Genomic DNA, 22,508 nt, shown 5'->3' on the forward strand with positions numbered 1-22,508 from the left:
TGACTAAACTGACGCGGATCGTGTTGCCATTGTATTTTGAGAGGACCGATGACCAGCAATTTTAAGGTCACTATTCTGGGCTGCGGCTCATCTACCGGCGTACCAAGGATTGGCGGAGATTGGGGCGAATGTGATCCCAATGAACCTAAAAACCGCCGCCGTAGATGTGCTCTGCTGGTTCAGCGGTTCTCTGAAAATGGCACGACGACCATAATTGTGGATACCGGCCCGGACTTGCGTGAGCAGATGTTGGCAGCCGGTGTCACACATGTGGACGCAGTACTTTATACCCATGCCCACGCAGATCACTTGCATGGCATAGACGACTTGCGCTTCTTCGCACTCATGCAGCGTGCCAAAGTGCCCGTTTTCATGGATGAGTTCACCTCAAAGCGCGTCCGGTCTGCCTTCGACTACTGCTTTGTTACGCCGCCAGGTTCCGGCTATCCGCCAATCCTGAGCGAAAACCGCCTGACGAATGGCACTCCGGTCACCATCGATGGTGCAGGGGGACCGATCACTGCGCTACCATTTCTTGTCCATCATGGCGACATTGATGCACTGGGCTTTCGCTTTCAAGATCTGGCATACACGCCAGACGTCAACGACATCCCGCAAAGCAGCTTTCATGCATTGAAGGGGCTGGATACATGGATTGTGGACGCACTGCGTCAGAAGCCACATCAAAGCCACTTCTGCGTAAATGATGCATTGGCGTGGATTGAGAGGATGAAACCTGCCAAGAGCATCCTCACCAATTTGCATTGCGATCTGGATTATCAGCGCTTGCGGACAGACCTTCCAGAGGGTGTTTCACCTGCCTTTGATGGTCAGGAAATCAAATTTCCAGCACATGCGACGGTCTGAAGCCGTCGCATTTTTTATGATACCTACACAGAATCATTGCTTGCCAGACCTCCACGTTTCATGCTGATATAGATATATCAGTGACGCGTGCGAGATAAATATATTTCCCTGCCGATATAAGGCAGCTCGCTACAAACCAAAAATAAGTATATAAAATACAGCATGTTAGACTGATAATAGGACGCTTTTTGTATATTTTATACTTAGATATTTTATGTTTGAAATAATTTAAAAAACCTGTCACGCTTATCTCAAGTTGGAATTAGGCACTTGCAGCCTAAGGGGGAGAGAGCAATGAAAGTCGCATGTCTTGGAGGCGGCCCGGCAGGTCTTTATTTCGCAATCAGCATGAAGCTGCGAGATCCTCAGCATGAGGTCACGGTCATCGAGCGAAATAAGTTTGACGACACCTTCGGTTGGGGTGTTGTTCTTTCAGATGAGACACTGGACAATTTCAAGGTCAACGACGAGAAAAGCGCTGAAGCCATCCGCGCGCATTTTGCTTACTGGGATGACATCGCGGTTCACTACCGAGATACCTGCCACGTCTCCAGCGGTCACGGCTTCTGCGGTATTGGCCGCAAGCAGTTGCTTCTGCTGCTACAAGACCGGGCTAAAGAGCTTGGCGTAAACATGGAATTTGAGCGCAATTACACCAGCGCTAAAGAGTTCATGGGTGATTACGACCTCGTTGTTGCTGCAGATGGCCTGAACTCCACCAGCCGCACCGAGTTTGCCGAGTATTTCAAGCCAGACATCGACACCCGCAAATGCAAGTTCGTCTGGCTCGGTACCCACCAGAAATTCGATGACGCCTTCACCTTCATATTCGAAGAAACAGAGCATGGCTGGATCTGGGCGCACGCTTACCAGTTCGATGATGACACCGCGACTTTCATCGTGGAATGTACGGAAGAGACATACGAAGCATTTGGCTTTGGCGATATGAGCCAGGCCGAGTCTTGCCGGACTTGTGAGAAGATCTTCGCAAAGCATCTTGGCGGCAATGAGCTGATGACCAACGCAAACCACGTCCGTGGTTCTGCATGGATCAACTTCCCACGCGTGCTCTGCGAGAAATGGTCCCACGAAAACCTCGTTCTCATGGGCGATGCCTCTGCAACCGCACACTTTTCTATCGGATCAGGCTCCAAACTTGCCATGGAAAGCGCCATTGCACTGGCAGATTACCTGCACAGCGAAAACTCCATTCAAAGCGCCTTCCAGAAATATGAGGACGAGCGCCGTTTGGAAGTTCTGAAGCTCCAGTCCGCTGCCCGTAACTCACTGGAATGGTTTGAGAATGTCGAGCGCTACCTGCATCTCGATCCAGTTCAGTTCAATTATTCACTCCTGACACGCTCCCAGCGCATCTCCCATGAGAACCTGCGTGAGCGCGATGCTGAGTGGCTGGGAACTGCAGAAGGCTGGTTCCAAAATCAAGCCGGAGTGTCGGACACCGACAATGCTCCACGCCCGCCAATGTTCGCACCGTTCAAACTTCGCGAGATGGAGCTGAACAACCGCGTGGTTGTCTCTCCTATGGCCCAGTACAAAGCAGAAGATGGAACAGTCTCCGACTGGCATCTGGCCCACTATGGCGAACGCGCCAAAGGTGGAGCAGGGATGGTTGTTGTTGAGATGACCTGTGTCAGCGCAGATGGCCGCATCACACCAGGCTGCCCGGGTCTTTACGCACCAGAACATCAAACGGCATGGAAGCGCATCACTAATTTTGTACATGAACACAGCAACGCAAAGATCTGCTGCCAGCTTGGCCATGCCGGTCCAAAAGGCTCAACGCAGCTTGGCTGGGAAGAGATGGACGCGCCGTTGAACGACGGCAATTGGTCGCTTCTTGCCGCTTCTCCAATCGCTTGGTCTGAACGCAACCAGACGCCAAAGCAAATGGACCGGGCAGACATGGACCGCGTCAAGGCAGAGTTCGTGAATGCAGCCAAGATGGCAGACGCATCTGGTTTTGACATGGTCGAAGTCCACTGCGCCCACGGTTATCTTCTGTCCTCCTTCATCTCTCCACTCACCAACAAGCGTGAAGACGAGTATGGTGGATCCCTTGAAAACCGCATGAGATACCCGCTGGAAGTCATCAAAGCAGTACGCGAAGCATGGCCCCAGGACAAACCAATGTCCGTGCGTATCTCAGCAACGGACTGGGTGGAAGACAAGGGCCTCACGCCAGAAGAAGCCGTTGAGATCGCTCGCATGCTGGACGCAGCTGACGTTGATATCTGCGATGTCTCCGCAGGTCAGACCAGCACTCGCGCGCAACCGGTTTATGGCCGTATGTTCCAGGTGCCGTTCTCAGACCGTATCCGCAACGACGCCGGTATGAAAACCATGGCCGTTGGCAACATCTACGAGCCTGATCACGTAAACTCCATTTTGATGGCTGGTCGCGCAGATCTTGTATGTCTTGCTCGTCCGCATCTGTCTGATCCGTACTGGACACTGCACGCAGCTGCTGAACTGGGCGACAAAGGTGTGTACTGGCCAGAGCCATACCATGCGGGCCGTGACCAGCTGTACCGTCTGGCAGAGCGCGCCGAGACCATGAAAGTTCGCGTGTGAGGAAGAACGGTTTGGAAAAGCATGCACTCATAACAGGTGGCGGGACAGGCGTTGGGGCTGAAATAGCCCGCCACCTCGCGGGGGCTGGCATCAACGTCACCATTGCAGGGCGCAGACGCGAGCCGCTTGACCTAGTCGCAAGCGCCAACAGCCGCATCAGCGCTGTGACAGCAGACATTACCGATGAAGTGTCCGTTGGGCAGATGTTTGAAAAGGCGGCTGAAGCAAGCGGACCAGTCAACATCGTGATTGCCAATGCAGGTGCCGCAGAATCGGCACCTTTTGGAAAGATCGAACGGGAAGACTTCCAGCGCATGCTCGACATCAACCTGACAGGTACATTCCTGACCTTCCAAAAAGGACTGGATTGCCTGAAAGGGCAAGAGTATGGGCGTTTGATCGCAATTGCATCTACAGCAGGTTTGCGCGGCTATTCCTATGTCTCACACTACGCTGCAGCCAAACATGGTGTCATCGGCATGGTTAGATCACTGGCACTCGAACTTGCCAGCAAGCCATTTACGGTCAATGCTGTGTGTCCAGGATTCACAGAGACCCCAATGCTGCAACGCTCGATCGAAAACATCATGCAAAAAACCGGAATGAACGAAGAGCAGGCACGGGCCGCTCTTTACAAGGACAACCCACAGCAACGCTTCATCCAGCCGGACGAAGTCGCCGCCACAGTGGCATGGCTCATCGGAGATGGCGCTCGCTCAGTGACAGGGCAAGCTATTTCAGTATCAGGAGGCGAAACCCAATGACTGCCTCACAGGAAATGCTCAAGGCTGACAGAGCAACCGACGACAAGTCCCGCGTTCGCCTCTGGTTGAGATTGCTCCGCGCCTCTCGTGCGATTGAAGGCGAACTGAGAGAGCGGCTGCGGACAACCTACAATGTGACCTTGCCACGCTTTGACGTGATGGCGGCACTTTACCGGGAGCCAGAGGGCATGCTCATGTCCCAGCTCTCCAAATACCTGATGGTATCCAACGGCAACGTCACCGGCCTCATTGATCGCCTGACCACGGACGGACTGGTTCATCGCACCTTGAGAGACGGAGACCGGAGAACCTCTGTGGTTCTGCTCACCAAAGAAGGCCGCGAGAATTTTGAGCAAATGGCAGCAAGCCACCGCGAGTGGATCAATGAGTTGCTCTCTCACTTTTCTCCCGATGAAGCAGAAACCCTTGCTGAAACACTGAAGGTATTTGCAAGCGATTGGGAGGGGGAGGCCCGATAATGCTGACAACCTACAAAATGGCGAATTTGCAGCCAAAGCACTTCATTTGGCGCATGGAAGGTGATGTCGCAGTCATCCAACTGGACCGCCCGGACCGTAAGAACCCGCTGACCTTTGAAAGCTATGCCGAGCTGCGCGATACATTCCGTGATCTCGTCTATGCAGACGACGTTAATGGCGTTGTAATCGCCTCCAATGAAGGCAACTACTGTTCAGGTGGAGACGTCCACGACATCATCGGTCCGCTAGTTGCAATGGACATGAAAGACCTGCTGAAGTTCACGCGTATGACGGGTGATCTGGTCAAAGCCATGATCAACTGCACCAAGCCGATCATTTCAGCTGTAGACGGTATCAGCGTTGGTGCTGGGGCAATCATGGCCATGGCATCAGACCTGCGCATTGGTACACCAGACGCCAAAACAGCCTTCCTGTTCACCCGCGTCGGTCTTGCAGGCTGTGACATGGGCGCGTGTGCCATTCTTCCGCGCATTATCGGCCAGGGACGTGCTGCAGAGCTGCTCTACACAGGTCGGTCCATGAGCGCTGAAGAGGGCTACACTTGGGGCTACTTCAACTCCATGTCCACCACAGAAGCACTAGAGGCCGATGCTATTCGCATGGCGCAGCGCATCACGGCAGGGCCAAATTTCGCGCACGGCATCACCAAGACCCAGCTCAATCAGGAATGGAACATGGGTCTGGATCAGGCGATTGAAGCTGAAGCACAGGCGCAGGCCATTTGCATGCAGACCAAAGACTTCGAAACCGCCTACAAAGCTTTTGTTGCAAAAGAAAAACCGGTCTTTGAGGGGGCATAAATGGCTGACACCACCTTCCTCACATGGCCGTTCTTTGAAGAAAAACACCGAGAGCTGGCCGAAGCCATAGAAAACTGGTGCTGCGAAAACCTTCCAGCTGACCACTCTGACACGGATGCTGCCTGTATCAAGCTCGTTAATGATCTTGGTTCTGCTGGTTTCCTGAAGCTCACTGCTGTTGATCCGGCTGATCCCAAACCGCTGGATGTCCGAAGCCTGTGCATCATGCGCGAAACACTGGCCCGTCACGACGGTCTGGGGGACTTCGCCTTCGCCATGCAGGGTCTGGGAACAGGCGCCATCAGCCTGTTTGGCACGCCAGAACAACAGCTGTGGCTCAATAAAACCAGAGCAGGCCAGACACTCTCTGCGTTTGCGCTAACAGAACCAGACTCCGGTTCAGATGTCGCAAATATAGAACTTTCCGCTATCCGCGACGGCGATGACTATGTGCTCAATGGCGAAAAGACCTGGATCTCCAACGGCGGCATTGCAGGCCTTTACGTTGTCTTCGCAAGGACGGGCGAAGCACCGGGTGCCAAAGGCATCAGCGCCTTCATAGTACCGGCGGATACACCGGGCTTAACCGTTGAAGAACGGCTGGATGTGATGGCACCTCATCCTCTGGCACGGTTGGGTTTTAAACAACTGCGCATTCCAGCAGCAAATCGCATTGGGGGAGCCGGAGAAGGCTTCAAGATCTCAATGTCGGTTCTGGATGTCTTCCGCTGCACCGTCGGTGCTGCTGCTTTAGGCTTTGCCCGCCGTGCATTGGAAGAAGCCGTAGTACGCGCAACAACCCGCAAACTGGGGGATGGCGTGCTGGCCGATATGCAGATGGTGCAGGGCCATCTGGCGGAAATGGCAATCGACATTGATGCCTCTGCACTCCTGATCTACCGCGCTGCATGGACGAAAGACATGGGGGCAGCACGAGTATCTCGCGAGGCTGCCATGGCAAAGCAATTCGCAACCGATCAGGCCCAACAAATCATTGATAAGGCGGTACAAATCCACGGGGGTGAGGGCGTCCGTTCAGGCAATACTGTCGAAAAACTTTACCGTGAAATCAGAGCTCTTCGCATCTACGAAGGCGCATCCGATGTTCAGAAAATAATAGTAGCAAGGCAATTGCTTTCTCAGGAGGGGAGAAATGCTGGGACCAAGCGCGCACAAGGACACCTTCACAAGGGACAGGCTGCCACCAATTGATCAGCAGCCAGTTTTCCAGCTGGAGGGGTTTGAGTACCCAGATTACATCAACGCCGCAGTAGAGTTGACCGACAAGATGGTTGAACGCGGTTTTGGTGACAACATTGCTCTCATCGGCAATGGCAGAAAACGCACTTACAAGGAGCTTGCGGACTGGACGAACCGCATCGCTCGAGCTCTGCAGGAGGATTACGGAGTAGAACCGGGCGACCGCATTCTTATCCGCTCAGCAAACAACCCGGCTATGGTCGCCTGCTGGCTGGCTGCTACAAAAGCAGGTGCTGTGGTGGTCAACACCATGCCAATGCTGCGGGCTGGCGAGTTAAGCCAGATTGTCGACAAGGCCGAAATCAAACTGGCCATGTGCGATCTTCGCCTCATGGAAGAGATGGAGCGTTGCCTTGAGCAGAACGATCATCTGAGCAAAATCGTGAGCTTCGATGGCACGGCCAACTTTGCCGGTGAGATGGATAAGGTCGCACTGTCAAAGCCCGTCCAGTTTGAAGCCGTTCAAACGGGCAGAGATGATGTCTGCCTGCTGGGTTTCACATCTGGCACCACCGGACAGCCGAAGGCAACCATGCACTTCCACCGCGATCTGCTGATCATCGCAGATGCCTATGCAAAGGAAGTGCTCAACATCCAGCCATCGGACGTGTTTGTTGGCAGTCCGCCACTGGCCTTTACATTTGGCCTCGGCGGCTTGGCAATTTTCCCGCTTCGTTTCGGCGCAACCGCTACTCTGCTGGAAACGGCAGGACCCAAGCAGCTTATTGAGATCATTGAGACTTACAAGGCAACGATCTCATTCACAGCACCAACGGCTTACCGTGCCATGATGGCGGCAATGGAAGAGGGGGCAGACCTGTCCTCACTGCGCATTGCAGTCTCAGCGGGAGAAACATTGCCAGCACCAGTGTTTGAGCAATGGAAAGCAAAAACCGGGATTCCGATGCTGGATGGGATTGGCGCAACGGAAATGTTGCACATCTTTATTTCCAACCATTTGGAAGATGCCATGCCAGCAACCACTGGCCGGGAGATCAAAGGATACTCCGCAAAAGTGGTTGATGAAAACATGCAGGAGGTTCCACGCGGCACAGTTGGCAAACTTGCCGTAAGAGGACCAACCGGTTGTCGGTATATGCAAGATGACCGGCAGCAGAAATATGTTCGTGACGGCTGGAATTTGACAGGTGATGCCTTTTATCAGGATGAAAAAGGGTATTTCCACTTCGCAGCCCGTGCAGACGATATGATCATCACGTCCGGCTACAACGTCGCCGGGCCTGAAGTTGAGGCTGCTCTGCTAAGCAGTCCGGAAGTGTCCGAGTGTGCGGTTATAGGCGTGCCAGATGAGGACCGGGGACAGATTGTTGAAGCTCATGTGGTGCTGGTGGAGGACCACCCACAAGATGCAGATGTAATCAAACGTCTTCAGGACTATGTAAAATCTACTATAGCACCTTATAAATACCCTCGTTCACTTAAACTGGTAGATTCTCTACCAAAAACCGCGACCGGTAAAATTCAAAGATTCCGCCTGAAGGAACAGCTGGTCGAGGATAAATCAGGGGAACTTATATGAAAAAACTCGTTTCAGCCGGAGTAGCCGCGCTTCTGTGTTGTACAGCTGGCGTGGCGCAAGCCGAAGTTAAAATTGGTATGATCACCACCTTGTCAGGCGGTGGCTCCACCCTCGGCATCGACGTCCGCGATGGTTTTGAGCTCGCACTCAAACAGGCAGGCGCATCCGATGTAAAGCTGCTGGTTGAGGATGACGCCCGCAAGCCGGACGTCGCTAAAAAACTGGCAGACAAATTCATTCAAAAAGACAAGGTTGATATCCTCACAGGTATCATCTGGTCCAACCTGGCAATGGCTGTGGTTCCTGCGGCAACCCGCAAAGGCACGCTCTACATCAGCCCAAATGCAGGCCCATCTGCGCTGGCTGGTAAAGCCTGTCACGAAAATTACTTCAACGTGGCCTGGCAGAACGACAACCTGCATGAGGCAATGGGATCTCACGCCAACAAAGCAGGCTACAAGAAGACCTTCATTCTGGCGCCAAACTACCCAGCTGGTACCGACGCTCTGAAAGGCTTCAAGCGGATGTACCAAGGCGAGCTGACAGGTGAACTCTTCACCAAGCTCGGTCAGGATGACTACGCTGCAGAAATCGCACAAATCCGTGCTTCTGGCGCTGACAGCGTGTTCTTCTTCCTGCCAGGTGGCATGGGTATTGCGTTCATGAAGCAGTACGCGCAGTCCGGCGTTGATGTGCCTGTCATGGGTCCGGCCTTCTCCTTCTCACAGGATATTCTGCCTGCGATTGGTGACGCTGCACTCGGCGTGGCAAACTCCTCACAGTGGGGTAAGGACATTGAGAGCGAGGTGAACGCAAAGTTCGTCAAAGGCTTCAAAGAAGCTTATGGCCGCCTGCCTTCCCTGTACGCATCTCAGGGCTATGACGCCGCAAATCTGATCCTTTCCGCAATGGAAAAGGCAGATGTCAGTAACAAGGACGACTTCCGTGCAGCACTGAAAGAAGCTGATTTTGCTTCTGTGCGCGGCGACTTCAAATTTGGCAACAACAACCACCCAATTCAGGACATTTATGTTCGCGAAGTGGTGAAAGAAGACGGCCAGATCACCAACAAAATCGTCGGTATCGCAATCAAAGGCCATCAGGATGCATACGCATCCAAATGCCGGATGAAATAAGCCAACGCATTGAAGTAAAAAGTTAATCAGCGGGGAAACCCTAATCCTTCTCCGCTGATCCCCTATACTGATGTCACAATGAAAAAGAAGCCTCGGGAATATCATAAATGACGGCAGCTTTGATTTTTGAGCAGGTATTGAACGGGCTGCAATTCGGTCTCACTTTGTTTCTGATGGCAGCTGGCCTCACGCTGGTCTTCGGCGTTATGGGTCTGATCAACCTCGCTCATGGCTCGCTTTACATGGTCGGTGCCTTTTGTTGCGCTTGGATCACTCAGCAGACCGGCTCTTTCTGGCTTGGTCTTGGTGGTGGTGTCCTTGGAGCGGCGGCAGCTGGTGCACTCATCGAAATGCTTGTCATTCGCAGGCTTTATGACCGCGATCACCTTGATCAGGTACTGGCAACCTTTGCTCTTATTCTGATCTTTTCTGAAGGCACCCGCATGGTCTTCGGTTCCATGCCACTTTACCTCAACATTCCGGCAGCTCTGGGGGGCACCATGGCGTTGCCCGGCGTAGAAGCTTATCCGGTCTATCGCCTGTTTATCATTCTGGCAGCACTGGCTGTTGCCCTGCTTCTCTACCTGCTTATTTCCAAAACGCGCCTTGGCATGCGGATCCGCGCCGGTGAAAGTGACCGCGAGATGATCGCTGCCTTAGGTGTTGATATCAAAACGCTTTACACCATCGTTTTCGCATTGGGCGCTGCGATCGCAGGTCTGTCGGGTGCTCTGGTCGGCGCATTGCGCTCCGTACAGGTCGGCATGGGAGAACCAGTGCTCATTCTGGCCTTCGTGGTCATTGTGATTGGCGGCATTGGCTCAATCAAAGGCGCTCTCATCGGCTCCATCCTGATTGGCCTCGTAGATACTCTGGGACGTATTTTCCTGCCCGTTATCCTGAAGTTCTTCATGGAAAATGCCAGTGCAAACAGCATCGGGGCAGCTCTGTCATCCATGCTTATCTATCTGATGATGGCAGGCATTCTGGCAGTCAAACCAAAGGGGCTTTTCAATGCAACGAACTGATACAGCTCCAAAATCCATCAACATGCCAAAGCTGAGCCGCGAGACCGTCGTCAACATCGCAGTTATGGCAATCCTGCTGGCTCTGCCGCTCTGGGCGTCTTCTATCGGAGAAGACTACTACGTCAATCTGGCAAGCCTGATCACCATCTTCGCCATTGCTGGCGTTGGCCTCAACTTTGCCATCGGACAGGGCGGAATGGTCAGTTTCGGCCATGCAGCCTTCTTCGGTATTGGCGGCTACACCACTGGTATTGCAGCCTTTCACAGTTTTGAAGAAACCCTCTTCATGGCCATGCCTTTTGCGATCTCCGGCACCAACCAGATGCTTATTATCTGGATTGTCGCAATGGTCATTTGCGGCATCGCAGCCTTAGCAATTGGCGCAATCTCGCTGAGAACCGAAGGCGTCTACTTCATCATGATCACACTGGCATTTGCCCAGATGATCTACTACTTCGCCATTTCCTGGCCGACATACGGCGGTGAAGATGGCCTTTCAATTTACCTGCGCAACGAACTTCCAATGGTAGATGCAGAAAGCGCTCTGACGTTCTTCCTTGTCTGTTTTGTCCTGCTGCTCGGTTCCATCTTCGTCTCAGCACGCTTGTCTGGCTCCCGTTTTGGCGCAGCGCTTGGCACCGCCCGTATGAATGAGACACGGCTGGCAACCTCTGGCATTGATCCATTCCCGATCAAGCTCACAGGCTTTGTTATCTCCGCGATGATCACCGGCCTTGCAGGAGCGCTGTTTGCCGAGCTAAACGGCTTTGTAGGCCCTTCAATGCTCTCCTGGCACCGTTCCGGAGAGATTATGGTGTTCGTCATCCTTGGCGGCGTCGGGCGTCTCTATGGCCCTGTTATCGGCGCCGCCCTGTTCGTACTGCTCGAAACCTATATCGGCGAATGGACAGAGCACTGGCAACTGCTGCTTGGTCTGGCCTTGCTCGGGGTCGTTCTGTTCGCCCGAGGTGGCGTCATGGGCATGATTGCAGGGAGAGCACGCCATGACTAAACCGGTTCTTGAAGTCAAAAGCTTGCACAAATCCTTTGGTGCTTTGCAGGCGACAAAAAACGTATCTCTGGATCTGAAACCTAATGAGATTCATGCTCTTATCGGACCAAACGGGGCTGGCAAATCAACGCTCATCGGTCAAATTGCGGGCTGGATCACACCCGACAGCGGCAACATCATTCTGGATGGCGAAGACGTGACCTCAGAGACAGTCGCCAGCCGGTCCCGTGAGGGACTGGGCCGCAGTTTCCAGGTCTCTTCGCTGGCCATGGACGTCAGCGCCCGTCGCAATGTCATGCTCTCCGTACAAGCCAGTCAGGGCTCCAGCTTCCGCTTCTGGAAGCAAACCAAGTCCGACGAAGAACTGCGCGAAACCGCTGGAAACTGGCTCAGAAAAGTCGGTCTCGGTGGTCGCGAAGATATCGCGGTCTCGGAACTCTCTCACGGTGAGCGCCGTCAGGTGGAAGTCGCCTGCGCTCTGGCTCTCAAGCCCAAAGCACTGCTATTGGACGAACCCATGGCAGGCCTTGGCCCGACAGGCTCTGTTCAGCTCACTGAATTCCTTGAGGAAATTCGCCCGGAAATCCCAATCCTGCTCATTGAGCACGACATGGATGCCGTGTTCCGTCTGGCAGATCGCATCACAGTTCTGGTGGGCGGTGCAGCCATTCTGTCAGGCTCGGTCGATGATATCCGCGCCAGTGCGCTTGTCAGAGAAGCCTATCTTGGGGAGGAAGCCTGATGCTCTTAGAAGTCAAAGGCTTGGAAGCCCATTACGGCGCTGCACAAGCGCTCTTCGGTGTGAACCTCTCCGTCAATGAAGGCGAAATGGTCGCGATGCTTGGCCGCAATGGCATGGGCAAATCAACCACAATCAGCTCTATTTGTCAGATGGTTACGCCAACCAAAGGCACCATTGAGTTTCGCGGTCAAAGCCTGAACCGCCTGTCCAGCCACAAAGCCGCACGCCTTGGTCTGGGACTGGTCCCGGAAGGTCGACGCTGTTTCCCGAACCTATCTGTTCTGGAAAATCTCAGCGCAGCCGCCCGCAAAGGCGCATGGACGCTGAACCGTGTCTATGACTTGTTTCCACGCCTTCAGGAGAGGAAAAGCCAGAGCGCAAACACGCTGTCTGGCGGAGAGCAGCAAATGCTCGCCATCTCCAGAGCCTTGATGACAAACCCGAAATTGTTGATCCTTGACGAAGCAACGGAAGGTCTGGCACCTGTGGTGCGCGGGGAAATCTGGCAGGCGATCGCCAGGCTGAAGAAGGAAGGACTGTCCATTCTCATCGTCGACAAGACGCTCAAGGAGCTCCTTCCGCTGGCTGATCAGGCCGTCATTCTGGAAAAAGGCGAGTCAGTCTGGGCAGGCCGCCCGGATACACTCACCGAGGAAATGAAGGACAGATACCTTGGTCTTTGAACGCACGATCAAAGTGATTTTCCAGCACTGCGATCCAGCTGGAATTGTCTTTTATCCCCGCTACTTCGAGATGATCAATCAAGTCACCGAAGAGTGGTTCGAGCAATCGCTCGGCACGTCGTTCGTAGAAATTCATATAAATCAAGGGGATGCAGTCCCCACAGCCAAGATCGAAACAGAGTTCAAAAAGCCGAGCAAGCTTGGTGACGAACTCTTATTCACGCTCCAGGTCACAAAGCTGGGACGCTCCAGCGTCCATCTGGAGTTTACGGTGACATGCGAGGACGAGCTTCGTCTCACAAGCCGCTCGGTCATTGTCTACGTCAAAGGCGAGGACAAGAAGCCAGCGAGTTGGCCGCAAGCCATTAAGAAACAAATGGAATTTCTCCTGAAGGAAGAGGGACCTTCATGACAACACAACAAGCACTGTTCAAATTTCTCCAGCCGGAAGGTTGGAAGCCTGCTTCTGGATACGCCAATGGCATTATGGCAGAAGGCACACCCATCTTTCTGGGAGGTCAAATCGGCTGGAACGGCCAGCAGGTCTTCGAGAGCGATGATCTCATTGACCAGATCAAGCAAACGCTTGAGAACATTCGCGAAATTCTAGCCACAGCTGGCGCGAAGCCAGAGCATGTGGTGCGCCTGACGTGGTATGTGGTCGACAAGAAAGACTACACCGCTCGCCTGCGCGAAGTTGGCGAGGCGTATCGCTCTGTGTTTGGCCGTCATTTTCCATCCATGACCATGATCCAGGTGGCTGATTTGGTGGAAGATCAGGCCAAAGTGGAAATTGAAGCAACGGCAGTACTGCCAAGAGCGGAATAACGTGATGCGGGATTGGGACGCGGCCTATCATAACTCCGGTGCAGTACCAAACGCACAAGAGCTGTTTAATCAATGGGTTGAGCGCTCCAAAGCGTTTCGCGAGACCTCAAAAAACCAACTGGACGTAGCTTACGGAAGCGGGGAGAGAGAGAAGCTCGACCTGTTCTTCCCGCAAGGCGCTGAGGCGTCCAAAGGGCTCGTCATGATCGTTCATGGCGGGTACTGGAAGGCCTTCGATAAATCCGCCTTCAGCCACTTGGCGAAGGGGGCCGTCGAGATGGGGTACACCGTTGCCGTGCCTTCTTACGACCTTTGCCCAAAAGTGAAAATAACCAGTATTACCAATCAGATACAGCGATCTCTTGAAATTGCGGCTGAACAAGTTGAAGGATCGATTCACTTGACCGGTCATTCTGCTGGTGGTCACTTGGTAGCGAGGTTGGGCTGCAAAAACCGAATGATACCAGATAGTATCACTAGGCGGATCAAGCACATCCTCGGCATCAGTGGGGTCTACGATCTACGCCCGATCCGCAGGACAGCAATGAACGACACCCTGCATATCGACGAAGCCGAGGCGCTGGCAGAAAGTCCGGTGCTGCACGAACCTCTTGATAATCTTCGCTTTACAGGCTGGGTTGGCGCTGAGGAGCTGGCAGAGTTTCGGCGGCAAAATGCAACCCACTGCGCAATGTGGGGCGGTTTCGAAACACACATCACCGCCTATGAGGATCCGGGCAAAAACCACTTTACCGTAGTAGAGGCACTGGAGCAGCCCAACAGCCTCCTCCTCACAACTATGTTGAATACATAACGATAACATACTGAAATATATAGACATTATAAAAACCACGCAACTTTGCGTTCCTATGTGTAATTTTGCGTGGTTTAAGTGATTCATGCGTTACTTTAAGTTGCTATGTGGCTGCGTTGATGAATTCATTTCATCCGAAAGTGTCTGGCACAGCAACCGAAGCAGCCCAGCGCGTCAGACTGAAAAACCTCCTCACACACTCCATTCGTCTTAACCTATTGGATAGCCTATTCACCAAATGGAGAGTTGTGGAACTACCATCAGCCGCTCTAAGGTTGACCCAACAACGCGAACCGGAGTTATCCGCCCAGCGCGGCTTGCAGGTACACTCATCTGACAAGCCAGCTCTGTAAGGCATCAACTCTGGAAACGGGCACTTTCCAAGATGCTCGTATGCGCAGGACTTGGCTGACTGGGGAGGCATATGTGACAGCAGAAAAAGCGGGACCACTTTCAGGACTTCAGGTGGTGGAGATGGCAGGCCTTGGCCCAGCGCCCATGGCCGGACAATTGCTTGCAGATCTGGGAGCCGATGTCATCGTCGTCGACCGCCGCACCGGCGAGCGGATCGACAAGGACGTCAACCGCAGAGGCAAGAAGTCCATCGCTTTGAACATGAAGAGCGAAGAGGCCGTCAAAGTCTTCTTCTCCCTCGTTGAGAAAGCCGACATCCTGATCGAAGGCTTCCGCCCCGGCGTAATGGAGCGCCTTGGCCTTGGGCCGGACGAATGCCTCGCCAAGAACCCGGGCCTGATCTATGGCCGCATGACCGGCTGGGGGCAGGACGGGCCACTGGCTCATGCCGCCGGCCACGACCTCAATTACCTCGCTATGACCGGCATGCTCAACGCCATCGGCGAGGAAGGCCGCCCACCAGTCCCACCGCTCAACATGGCGGCGGACTACGGCGGCGGGTCCATGTTCCTGCTGCTGGGTGTGCTGTCAGCGCTGTTTGAGCGCACTAGAAGCGGCAAAGGACAGGTGATCGATGCAGCCATGGTCGACGGCGTGCCAGCCATGATGGGTCTGATCTACTCCTTGCTGGGCCGCGGGCTTTGGCAGGACAAACGCCAAACGAACCTGTTGGATGGCGGCGCTCCGTTCTATCGCTGCTATGAAACTTCAGATGGGCGCTATCTGTCCGTCGGTTCTCTGGAGCCCCAGTTCTTCGCTTTGCTGCTACAAGGGCTGGACCTCCCGCAAGAGCTTTCCAAGATCCAGATGAACATGAAAGAGTGGCCTCAGCTGGAAGAACAAATCGGCACTGCCATCAAGGCGAATACGCTGGACCACTGGACCGGCGTCTTTGCAGGAACCGACGCTTGCGTTGCCCCTGTGCTCTCCATTGAGGAGGCAAACGCAGCCTCTCTCAACACCGAGCGCGGCAACCGCATCCGCCTCAACGGCGTCACCCAGGCAGCACCCGCACCGCGCTTCAGCCGCACAGTTCCGCAAACACCTGAACCAGCAGGAAGAACCGGAGACGATACTGCACAGGTTTTACAGCAGCTTGGTTTCTCTGAAGCGGATATCGTTGATATGCAAAAGAGCAAAACTTTGGCCTGAATCTGCGACAATTAACGATGCGAAACAAACTGTAAACGGAGGGGGCCTCAGCACTCCCTCCCACGTCATAACTGCCTCAGCCCAATCCTCTGAGCACATCCCATGACTGAGGACATCCTCTCGAATCTCCTAGGGTAACTTTAATCAGGTTACTGCGAAGGAGTGCACCAGAGTATGCTGGTAACAGATGCATTTGTATTATTGTTTCTTGTTACGCAGGGCCTCTTTCTCGTCGCCTCATACGTCTTTGCTGTATCTGGCGCAGATGACCTGTTCGTTGACACCCTCTATTACACCTTTATCGCCTGGTATCGCGGCCCATTAGCGGGCAGAACCGAAGAACGCTTGTTTGAAGAAACTGGGCACGTCCCGCCAAGACCGCTGGCCATCATGCTACCCGCATGGGATGAAGCCTCAATCCTCTATCCCGCCGTTACAGGCATCATGCGCAGACTGGACTATCCATCCTATTGGATCTTCATTGGCGTCTACCCCAATGACGCAGCCACGCAGAAGGCTGCAAATCGTCTGGCAGCCGAACACGACAATCTGCGCGTCGTTACCACCAACAATGACGGCCCAACCTGCAAAGCCGACTGCGTCAACACCATCATTGCCGAAATAGAGAGGTTCGAACAGGAACAGAACATCTCCTTTGCCGGCATCGTCATGCAGGACGCAGAAGACATCCTCAACCCAAACGCTCTGCACGTCTTCAACGCCAGCCTTGAACTTGCCGATGTGGTGCAACTGCCCGTCCTCTCCTTACCCCGTAGACGCCGGAACCTGACAGCCGGCCACTACATGGACGAGTTTGCCGAGTTCCATTCCAAGGAAGTTCTCGTCAGGGGCTTCTTGACCGGAACAGTTCCGGGCGCTGGTGTTGGCACCTGCTACTCCAAGAAAACCATCGAGACAGCCAAATCCATTTCCGGCACAGATGAGAACGGCATACCGGAAGTCTTCAACATCGGCTCCTTGACGGAAGATTACGACCTCGCCATGCGGCTCACAGGGAAGGGGCTCACCCACCACCTGCTCTGGGTCCACCCGGCAAAGAAAAGCGATCACACGGACTTTGCAGTCACGCAGGAGCTGTTTCCCTCCGGCTTCTGGCAAAGCGTACGCCAGAAAACCCGCTGGACCATCGGCATCGCGTTTCAGGGCTGGGCACAGCTGGGATGGAAAGGAGGGCTCGCTGATAAATACTTTTATTGGCGCGACAGGAAGATGGTGTTCTTCAGCCACGCCATCATCATCGGGTACATCTCGCTTTTCTTCTACTGGGGCCTTCGCCTCTATGAGCATCTGGCACCGGATGCCTACCATTTGCCGCCACTTCTGCCAGAAGACAGCCCATTTTGGTATGTAATCTGGTTCAACGTGCTCCTGCTCGCCCACCGCCTTATCCAGCGCCATATCTGGACAGGCTACCATTATGGTCTGCGTGCATTGGCTCCCGTGACCTTGCGCTACTTCGTATCCATCATCATCAACTACATCGCCATGATGCGTGCCATCAAAACATGGATCCGGCATCTGGGCACCGGCGAAGTCATCGGTTGGGACAAGACCGCTCATGACTATCCGGAGGAAGAAAGTCTGGAGCTTGCAATTCCTGTAGAGCAGGAAGCACAAACATGACCCGGCCCCAAACGCCCCACAACACACGTACGGATGCCAACCGAAACTCGGCATTCTATCTGCTGTGGGTCATCATGTTTGCGCTTGGCTTATCCATCCCAACACAATCGCAAAATCCAGCGCCGCCTTCACAGAGAGTCAGCCCTGCGCCTTACACTCTCCAGCAAAAAGACGAGTACTACATCAGCTTGCTGAAGGACCGACAGGACAGCCAATCCCTATTGCAAAGCACGTGGCGCGGCTACCGCTCCTATCCCTTGCTGGACCTTGCCTACCGCCTGCTGGCAGAGGGGCGAAGTGAAGATGCGCTGAAAGAACTGGATGAGCTGCTGAAACAAGACCCTGATCATCTTGTGGCCCGCTGGCAAAAAATCCAGCTGCTCATCGGCCTCAATCGCCCGATCGCAGCAATTGACCAATTAGAGATCCTCCAATCTCAAGCCCCCGCTTTCAGCCGCGGCTATCTTTCGCTCGGCCACCTGCAAATGCTCACGGGCGAGTATGCGGAAGCCTTTGATGATTTCCGGCTGGCGATAGAGACTGGCAAATTACTGCCGAGCAACCGGGAAGAAGCCCTTGCAGGCGCAGCAGAAGCAGCCATCAAGCTTGGCAAAACCAAGGAAGCTCTCCATGCACTGAACATTTTGCGAGAGCTGGGCGCTGCCACCCCAAGACAAAGGCTCATCAGAGCGGATCTTTTGCGCAACTTCAATCAGCTGGAAGAAGCCCGTAGCGAATGGGACGAGCTTTCCAAGCTGGACAATGCACCAAGAACCCAGCGTACAGCAATTTTGAACGAAGCCTTCCTCTTTCTTGCGCAAGGCAAAGACGAAGAAGCCTACCGCTTGCTGCTGCGCGGTGAAATGAATGGACTGTTTACGGGCCGCCAATCCTCCGCTCTGGAACAGCGCACATTCGCCAGAGCTCTGGCCGCCAGCGCGCTCAATTCTGGTCATCTGGATGAGTTGCTGACCTTCCTCAACCCCGGACGCGTTGATCAACTGGGACTGTCCACGCGCGTTCAGCTGGCCTACGCTCTGGTGAAAAAAGGCTCCAGCGCCGAGGCAGAAATGGCGCTTCTGACAGCGGATGGCAGGATCCTCGACACCAAAGCCTCCGGTCCGGAAGAAGCCGCCAACTATTATCTGGCACTGGCAGACATCGCCATTCGCGCAGGAGATGATACCAGAGCGGTCACCGCAGGCCGACTGCTGATCAAGCTTACCCGCAGCCCGGAATACGGCCTGCAACTCAGCATGCTCGCTCTTAACAATGGCTGGGAAACACAAGCCATCAACGCGCTGGTGGAACTGCGCGCCATCACCCAGTTCACAGACCAGCAGAAATCTCCGGAAGCCTGGGTAGAGCTGTTGCAAACCCTTTCAGATCTGGCGCGGCGGGCAGGGGATCTGGATCTCGCCAATCAGGTTCTCAAAGAAGCTGAAACGTTGATGCCCAACTGGCGCATCACAGCAAAAAGAGGGCAGGTCGCCCTGCTCTCCAACCATCACCGCATCGCCTCCGCTGTTCTTCAGGATGCTCTTGCACGAGCCCAAAGAGCCCGTGCTGACGGCGCCTTCAATGAAAACGACAAGAAAGCCTATGCACGTCTTCTGTTTGATCTGGCAGCCGTCTCTGCAACCAATGAAGACTGGACCAGCACGCTTGACTATCTGATCGCGGACTGGAAGCTGCAACCGGACCCGACACTGGTTCTGCCAGCATATCTCATGCTCAAGGAAAGCACCGCAGAAGGTATCACAGCACGCATGTGGCTGAACTACGTTTTCAGCTACACCAACACGGCAAACCTGTCAGAGGAAAGCAAAGACATGTTTGCCATGGCTTTCCTCTCACTGGCGCGCCTCTTGAAAACAGAAGGGCAGCTTCAGGAAGCCGTGAAAATGTACCGCCAGTCACTGCGACTGGCCCCAACCGCTGAAACCCGTTTGGAAGCTGCTTATCTTGCACTGGAGCTCAATCACCCCAAAAGAGCTCTGATGTTGCTGCAACAACTGGACCAGACCAAAAACACAGATGCGATCTTGGCGATCAGGTGCGAGGCCTACCGCGTGCTTGACCGCAATCTTGAGGCCCTGACATGCGCGCAACAGGAGCTTCAGGCTCAGCCCATGAATGCCGACAAGCACCTGACACTGGCCAGCCTCTATCTGCGACTGGGAGACAAAGAGAAAGCCAGAGAGGAACTACAGCAAGCGTATGAACTCAGCCCAAACCTCGCCACAGCAAGCCAGCTCGGCTTCCTCTATCAGGAGCTGGGAGAGTATGAGGTCGCGGAGGACTGGTTTCTGGAATCTTTTGAAGAGCATGACGATCAGAGCGCTGGTATGGCACTGCTCTACCTCAACCTGCGCCAGATGGACTATGATGAGGCAGCACACCTCCTTGCCAAACTGGATGTCTCCAAGCTCTCTCAAGAGCAAATGGCCGGCTATTACGCCGCCCGGGCCCAGCTCACGCTCCATCAGGGCAATCAATCACCCGAAGCGCTGGCAAGCGCTCTGGTGGACCTGCGCAAGGCACGGTCCATCGCCTCGACACCGGACATTCGCTTTTCCGTAGTTCAGGTTCTGTTCCAGTTGGATCAACTAGAGGAAGCAGAGGCTGAATATGAAAAACTGCCGCCAGCCGACCTTAAAAACCCGGCAACACTCGCTTTGGGAGGATACCTTGCCCGTGCTCAGGGTGACAATGATCTGGCAGTCACCCGCTTTGAAACCTCGCTGGAGGAAAAACCAGATCAGGCGAACCTGCAGGAAGATCTGGCCTATACCTATCTGGCAGCCTTTGAAAACAAGAAGGCCGCTGAACTGTTTCGCAAGCGGATTGATGTGCTGCACCAGCATCAGCGCGACATCTATGAACAGGACAAGCTGGAGCGCTTCCAACGGCAGCTCCGCATTCTGGAAATCCCGATCAGCTTCCTGTTCTTTGACGGCATCAGCCCCTCACGGCAGAATGAAGAAGAGATAACAGGCGCGATCCTGGGTATCCCGTCCAGCAGTCCGTTCGGTACATTCGAAGTGGCATGGCGTCCGCCCGTCATCGGTTACCAGAATGGCCGCGTCTTCGAGATCATCGCCCGTGCCCAGTGGCTCAACCAACGCTACAGCTTCCGCCCGGATCCTGACACATACCAGACCATCGTCGGCCTGCGCTTCAAGCCGTTTATGACGCAAAACCTGAAAATCGGTCTGGAGCGGTTCTTCAAAGGTGGCAGCGTCACGGAAGACAACTGGCTGGGGAGGGTGCTTTGGTCCTTCACCCGCGGAAACGACTTCCTCCCGCTCTACGATTTTTACTCCGGTGAGCCTATCGACAAAGAACCCTACATCAGCCTCTATCTGGAAGGTGGTCGTTTCTTTGAAAAGGAAAAAACCATTTTGTTCTATGGAGATGGCCGACTTGGTTACACTTTTAGGCTCGATCCTAACCTGATTTTGTCGCCCTTTGCGTATTCCATAGGGAGCGGAAACTGGAACTCCCAAACCAGCGCTGTGGCAATTGAAGCAGGGCTGGGAGCATCTTTGAAGTGGAGAGGGTGGTACACCGAAGCCTATGGTGACCTGCTTCAGCTGGAAGTGTTCGGGCGTGTAGGACACGAAGTATTAAACACAGATGACAGTGAGACCAGCCGAGTGCTTCTTGGACTTCAAGCAAACTTCTAAACTCTTCGTTCTTGGAGTGTTCTGCCTCGCTCTCATCGCATTCATGATGATCTTTAAAGCCTATGCGCGGCAAGATTCCGGTGCTAAGGAATGTATTCCTATACGCATGAGCTTCATACAACCCTGGGGCGATGAATATTTTCCTAACCCTAGATTATGGCGCAGCGAACTCCTTTCACATCAAAGACTTGGCATTGAAGAGGTCATCCTGCAGTGGACCATGTGGGGCAGCGATCTTCAGGATGAAATCAAGCTACCACTCTGGCTCGAAGCTGCAATCATGGGCGCAGATGAGGCCGGAGCCAAACTCTGGTTCGGCCTGCGGTATGATCCAACATTCATGGAGAAGCTGCAAAAAGATGGCCAAGCCTATCTGGACAATCGCTTAGCGGAAACCGAAAAACTCGCCACCGCGATAAGGGCGCAGATCAGCTACACCGCTCATCCCACTGAGGTTTTTGCGGGCTGGTATATACCAGATGAAATTGATGGCAATCTGCTGTTGGATAGCAAGCTCAGAAAGCTCGTCACCGGATACACCACACAAACCCGCGCAATCTTGAACCGCATCCTCCCGGGGCCTGTTGCCATCTCTGGATACACCGATTTGAAGACCATTCCGCGAAAACTGGCCACACAATGGAACAAGCTCATGGCAAAATCATCCATGGACATTCTGTTGCTGCAGGATGGGCTAGGGGCCAAGCTTATGGAACCTTATTCCAGCCGCAACCTGCAACGCGCCATCAGCGCCGCCTTCAGCACACAAGATCATACGGTTATTCCAGTGGTGGAAATCTTCGAGATTGATCCAAGAACAGCAGATTTCAGCACAATCCCAACCTCGCTCGGCACCATGAAAAGCCGTTTGAAGAACGCAAGATTTTCGGCCACGCAGCCTTTGGCCTTGTTCTCGTTGTCCAGTCATATCCTGAAGTTCAACAACAAACACAGTCGCGAGATCAAAGAGTTTCTTACTGAGAACGCTCATGTCTGCATTGCAAACGCATTGGCTGATGTAGAAGCTGCCGAATAATCACAAG

19 protein-coding genes are annotated in these 22,508 nt (G+C 53.9%); all 19 read left to right on the forward strand.

Annotated features, from left to right (window positions below):
• The first annotated feature begins 48 nt into the window (after window positions 1–48).
• The 19 genes from PsW64_RS13565 to PsW64_RS13655 all read left to right on the forward strand — a co-directional run bounded on the left by PsW64_RS13565 (window position 49) and on the right by PsW64_RS13655 (window position 22,501).
• Window positions 49–867 (forward strand): MBL fold metallo-hydrolase, encoded by an 819-nt coding sequence (locus tag PsW64_RS13565; protein WP_063303958.1) that lies wholly within the window; start codon window positions 49–51, stop codon window positions 865–867.
• 294 nt (window positions 868–1,161) lie between these two features.
• Window positions 1,162–3,459, forward strand: a complete 2,298-nt coding sequence (locus PsW64_RS13570) for a bifunctional salicylyl-CoA 5-hydroxylase/oxidoreductase (protein WP_063303959.1) — start codon at window positions 1,162–1,164, stop codon at window positions 3,457–3,459.
• A gap of 11 nt (window positions 3,460–3,470) precedes the next feature.
• Window positions 3,471–4,223: an SDR family NAD(P)-dependent oxidoreductase gene (locus PsW64_RS13575; RefSeq protein ID WP_063303960.1), complete on the forward strand. Its 753-nt coding sequence runs from the start codon at window positions 3,471–3,473 to the stop codon at window positions 4,221–4,223.
• Window positions 4,220–4,702: a MarR family winged helix-turn-helix transcriptional regulator gene (locus PsW64_RS13580; RefSeq protein WP_063288757.1), complete on the forward strand. Its 483-nt coding sequence runs from the start codon at window positions 4,220–4,222 to the stop codon at window positions 4,700–4,702. The genes PsW64_RS13575 and PsW64_RS13580 overlap by 4 nt, the downstream gene beginning before the upstream one ends.
• Complete coding sequence (locus tag PsW64_RS13585) at window positions 4,702–5,523, forward strand: enoyl-CoA hydratase family protein (protein WP_082827147.1); 822 nt, start codon at window positions 4,702–4,704, stop codon at window positions 5,521–5,523. Before PsW64_RS13580 ends, PsW64_RS13585 begins: the two co-directional genes overlap by 1 nt.
• Entirely contained in the window at window positions 5,524–6,735 is a 1,212-nt protein-coding gene (locus PsW64_RS13590) for an acyl-CoA dehydrogenase family protein (RefSeq protein ID WP_063292288.1), read from the forward strand.
• Complete coding sequence (locus PsW64_RS13595) at window positions 6,677–8,323, forward strand: AMP-binding protein (RefSeq protein WP_193757806.1); 1,647 nt, start codon at window positions 6,677–6,679, stop codon at window positions 8,321–8,323. Before PsW64_RS13590 ends, PsW64_RS13595 begins: the two co-directional genes overlap by 59 nt.
• Entirely contained in the window at window positions 8,320–9,459 is a 1,140-nt protein-coding gene (locus tag PsW64_RS13600) for an ABC transporter substrate-binding protein (RefSeq protein WP_063303961.1), read from the forward strand. The genes PsW64_RS13595 and PsW64_RS13600 overlap by 4 nt, the downstream gene beginning before the upstream one ends.
• 107 nt (window positions 9,460–9,566) lie before the next feature.
• A complete protein-coding gene (locus PsW64_RS13605) occupies window positions 9,567–10,487 on the forward strand; it encodes a branched-chain amino acid ABC transporter permease (protein WP_057463887.1) in 921 nt (306 codons plus the stop codon).
• Window positions 10,474–11,499, forward strand: a complete 1,026-nt coding sequence (locus PsW64_RS13610; RefSeq protein WP_063303962.1) for a branched-chain amino acid ABC transporter permease — start codon at window positions 10,474–10,476, stop codon at window positions 11,497–11,499. Before PsW64_RS13605 ends, PsW64_RS13610 begins: the two co-directional genes overlap by 14 nt.
• Window positions 11,492–12,241 carry an ABC transporter ATP-binding protein gene (locus PsW64_RS13615; RefSeq protein WP_063303963.1) on the forward strand — a complete coding sequence of 250 codons (750 nt, stop codon included), beginning with the start codon at window positions 11,492–11,494 and terminating at the stop codon, window positions 12,239–12,241. Before PsW64_RS13610 ends, PsW64_RS13615 begins: the two co-directional genes overlap by 8 nt.
• A complete protein-coding gene (locus tag PsW64_RS13620; protein WP_063288762.1) occupies window positions 12,241–12,924 on the forward strand; it encodes an ABC transporter ATP-binding protein in 684 nt (227 codons plus the stop codon). The genes PsW64_RS13615 and PsW64_RS13620 overlap by 1 nt, the downstream gene beginning before the upstream one ends.
• Complete coding sequence (locus PsW64_RS13625; protein WP_082831110.1) at window positions 12,914–13,336, forward strand: acyl-CoA thioesterase; 423 nt, start codon at window positions 12,914–12,916, stop codon at window positions 13,334–13,336. The genes PsW64_RS13620 and PsW64_RS13625 overlap by 11 nt, the downstream gene beginning before the upstream one ends.
• Complete coding sequence (locus PsW64_RS13630) at window positions 13,333–13,752, forward strand: RidA family protein (RefSeq protein WP_057463883.1); 420 nt, start codon at window positions 13,333–13,335, stop codon at window positions 13,750–13,752. The genes PsW64_RS13625 and PsW64_RS13630 overlap by 4 nt, the downstream gene beginning before the upstream one ends.
• A gap of 4 nt (window positions 13,753–13,756) precedes the next feature.
• Window positions 13,757–14,566, forward strand: coding sequence for an alpha/beta hydrolase (locus tag PsW64_RS13635; protein ID WP_063303964.1), 810 nt, complete (start codon window positions 13,757–13,759; stop codon window positions 14,564–14,566).
• Between the two features lie 426 nt (window positions 14,567–14,992).
• The gene (locus PsW64_RS13640) at window positions 14,993–16,132 is read left to right on the forward strand and encodes a CaiB/BaiF CoA transferase family protein (RefSeq protein ID WP_063304045.1); all 1,140 of its coding nucleotides are present in this window, start codon (window positions 14,993–14,995) and stop codon (window positions 16,130–16,132) included.
• Window positions 16,133–16,306: 174 nt separating this feature from the next.
• Window positions 16,307–17,776, forward strand: coding sequence for a glycosyltransferase (locus tag PsW64_RS13645; protein WP_063303965.1), 1,470 nt, complete (start codon window positions 16,307–16,309; stop codon window positions 17,774–17,776).
• The gene (locus tag PsW64_RS13650) at window positions 17,773–21,465 is read left to right on the forward strand and encodes a tetratricopeptide repeat protein (protein ID WP_082831111.1); all 3,693 of its coding nucleotides are present in this window, start codon (window positions 17,773–17,775) and stop codon (window positions 21,463–21,465) included. The genes PsW64_RS13645 and PsW64_RS13650 overlap by 4 nt, the downstream gene beginning before the upstream one ends.
• Window positions 21,443–22,501, forward strand: coding sequence for a DUF4434 domain-containing protein (locus PsW64_RS13655; protein WP_208980776.1), 1,059 nt, complete (start codon window positions 21,443–21,445; stop codon window positions 22,499–22,501). Before PsW64_RS13650 ends, PsW64_RS13655 begins: the two co-directional genes overlap by 23 nt.
• The last annotated feature ends 7 nt before the right edge of the window (window positions 22,502–22,508 follow it).

This window comes from Pseudovibrio sp. W64, from assembly GCF_001623145.1.
In the GTDB taxonomy this organism is placed as follows: Bacteria; Pseudomonadota; Alphaproteobacteria; order Rhizobiales; family Stappiaceae; genus Pseudovibrio.

Bases quoted from the DNA above. Each gene is read 5' to 3' on its own strand.
- PsW64_RS13630 (WP_057463883.1), top strand. From the start codon at position 13,333: ATGACAACACAACAAGCACTGTTCAAATTTCTCCAGCCGGAAGGTTGG.
- PsW64_RS13590 (WP_063292288.1), top strand. From the start codon at position 5,524: ATGGCTGACACCACCTTCCTCACATGGCCGTTCTTTGAAGAAAAACAC.
- PsW64_RS13580 (WP_063288757.1), top strand. From the start codon at position 4,220: ATGACTGCCTCACAGGAAATGCTCAAGGCTGACAGAGCAACCGACGAC.
- PsW64_RS13615 (WP_063303963.1), top strand. From the start codon at position 11,492: ATGACTAAACCGGTTCTTGAAGTCAAAAGCTTGCACAAATCCTTTGGT.
- PsW64_RS13600 (WP_063303961.1), top strand. From the start codon at position 8,320: ATGAAAAAACTCGTTTCAGCCGGAGTAGCCGCGCTTCTGTGTTGTACA.
- PsW64_RS13565 (WP_063303958.1), top strand. From the start codon at position 49: ATGACCAGCAATTTTAAGGTCACTATTCTGGGCTGCGGCTCATCTACC.
- PsW64_RS13650 (WP_082831111.1), top strand. From the start codon at position 17,773: ATGACCCGGCCCCAAACGCCCCACAACACACGTACGGATGCCAACCGA.
- PsW64_RS13645 (WP_063303965.1), top strand. From the start codon at position 16,307: ATGCTGGTAACAGATGCATTTGTATTATTGTTTCTTGTTACGCAGGGC.
- PsW64_RS13585 (WP_082827147.1), top strand. From the start codon at position 4,702: ATGCTGACAACCTACAAAATGGCGAATTTGCAGCCAAAGCACTTCATT.
- PsW64_RS13570 (WP_063303959.1), top strand. From the start codon at position 1,162: ATGAAAGTCGCATGTCTTGGAGGCGGCCCGGCAGGTCTTTATTTCGCA.
- PsW64_RS13620 (WP_063288762.1), top strand. From the start codon at position 12,241: ATGCTCTTAGAAGTCAAAGGCTTGGAAGCCCATTACGGCGCTGCACAA.
- PsW64_RS13635 (WP_063303964.1), top strand. From the start codon at position 13,757: ATGCGGGATTGGGACGCGGCCTATCATAACTCCGGTGCAGTACCAAAC.
- PsW64_RS13605 (WP_057463887.1), top strand. From the start codon at position 9,567: ATGACGGCAGCTTTGATTTTTGAGCAGGTATTGAACGGGCTGCAATTC.
- PsW64_RS13595 (WP_193757806.1), top strand. From the start codon at position 6,677: ATGCTGGGACCAAGCGCGCACAAGGACACCTTCACAAGGGACAGGCTG.
- PsW64_RS13610 (WP_063303962.1), top strand. From the start codon at position 10,474: ATGCAACGAACTGATACAGCTCCAAAATCCATCAACATGCCAAAGCTG.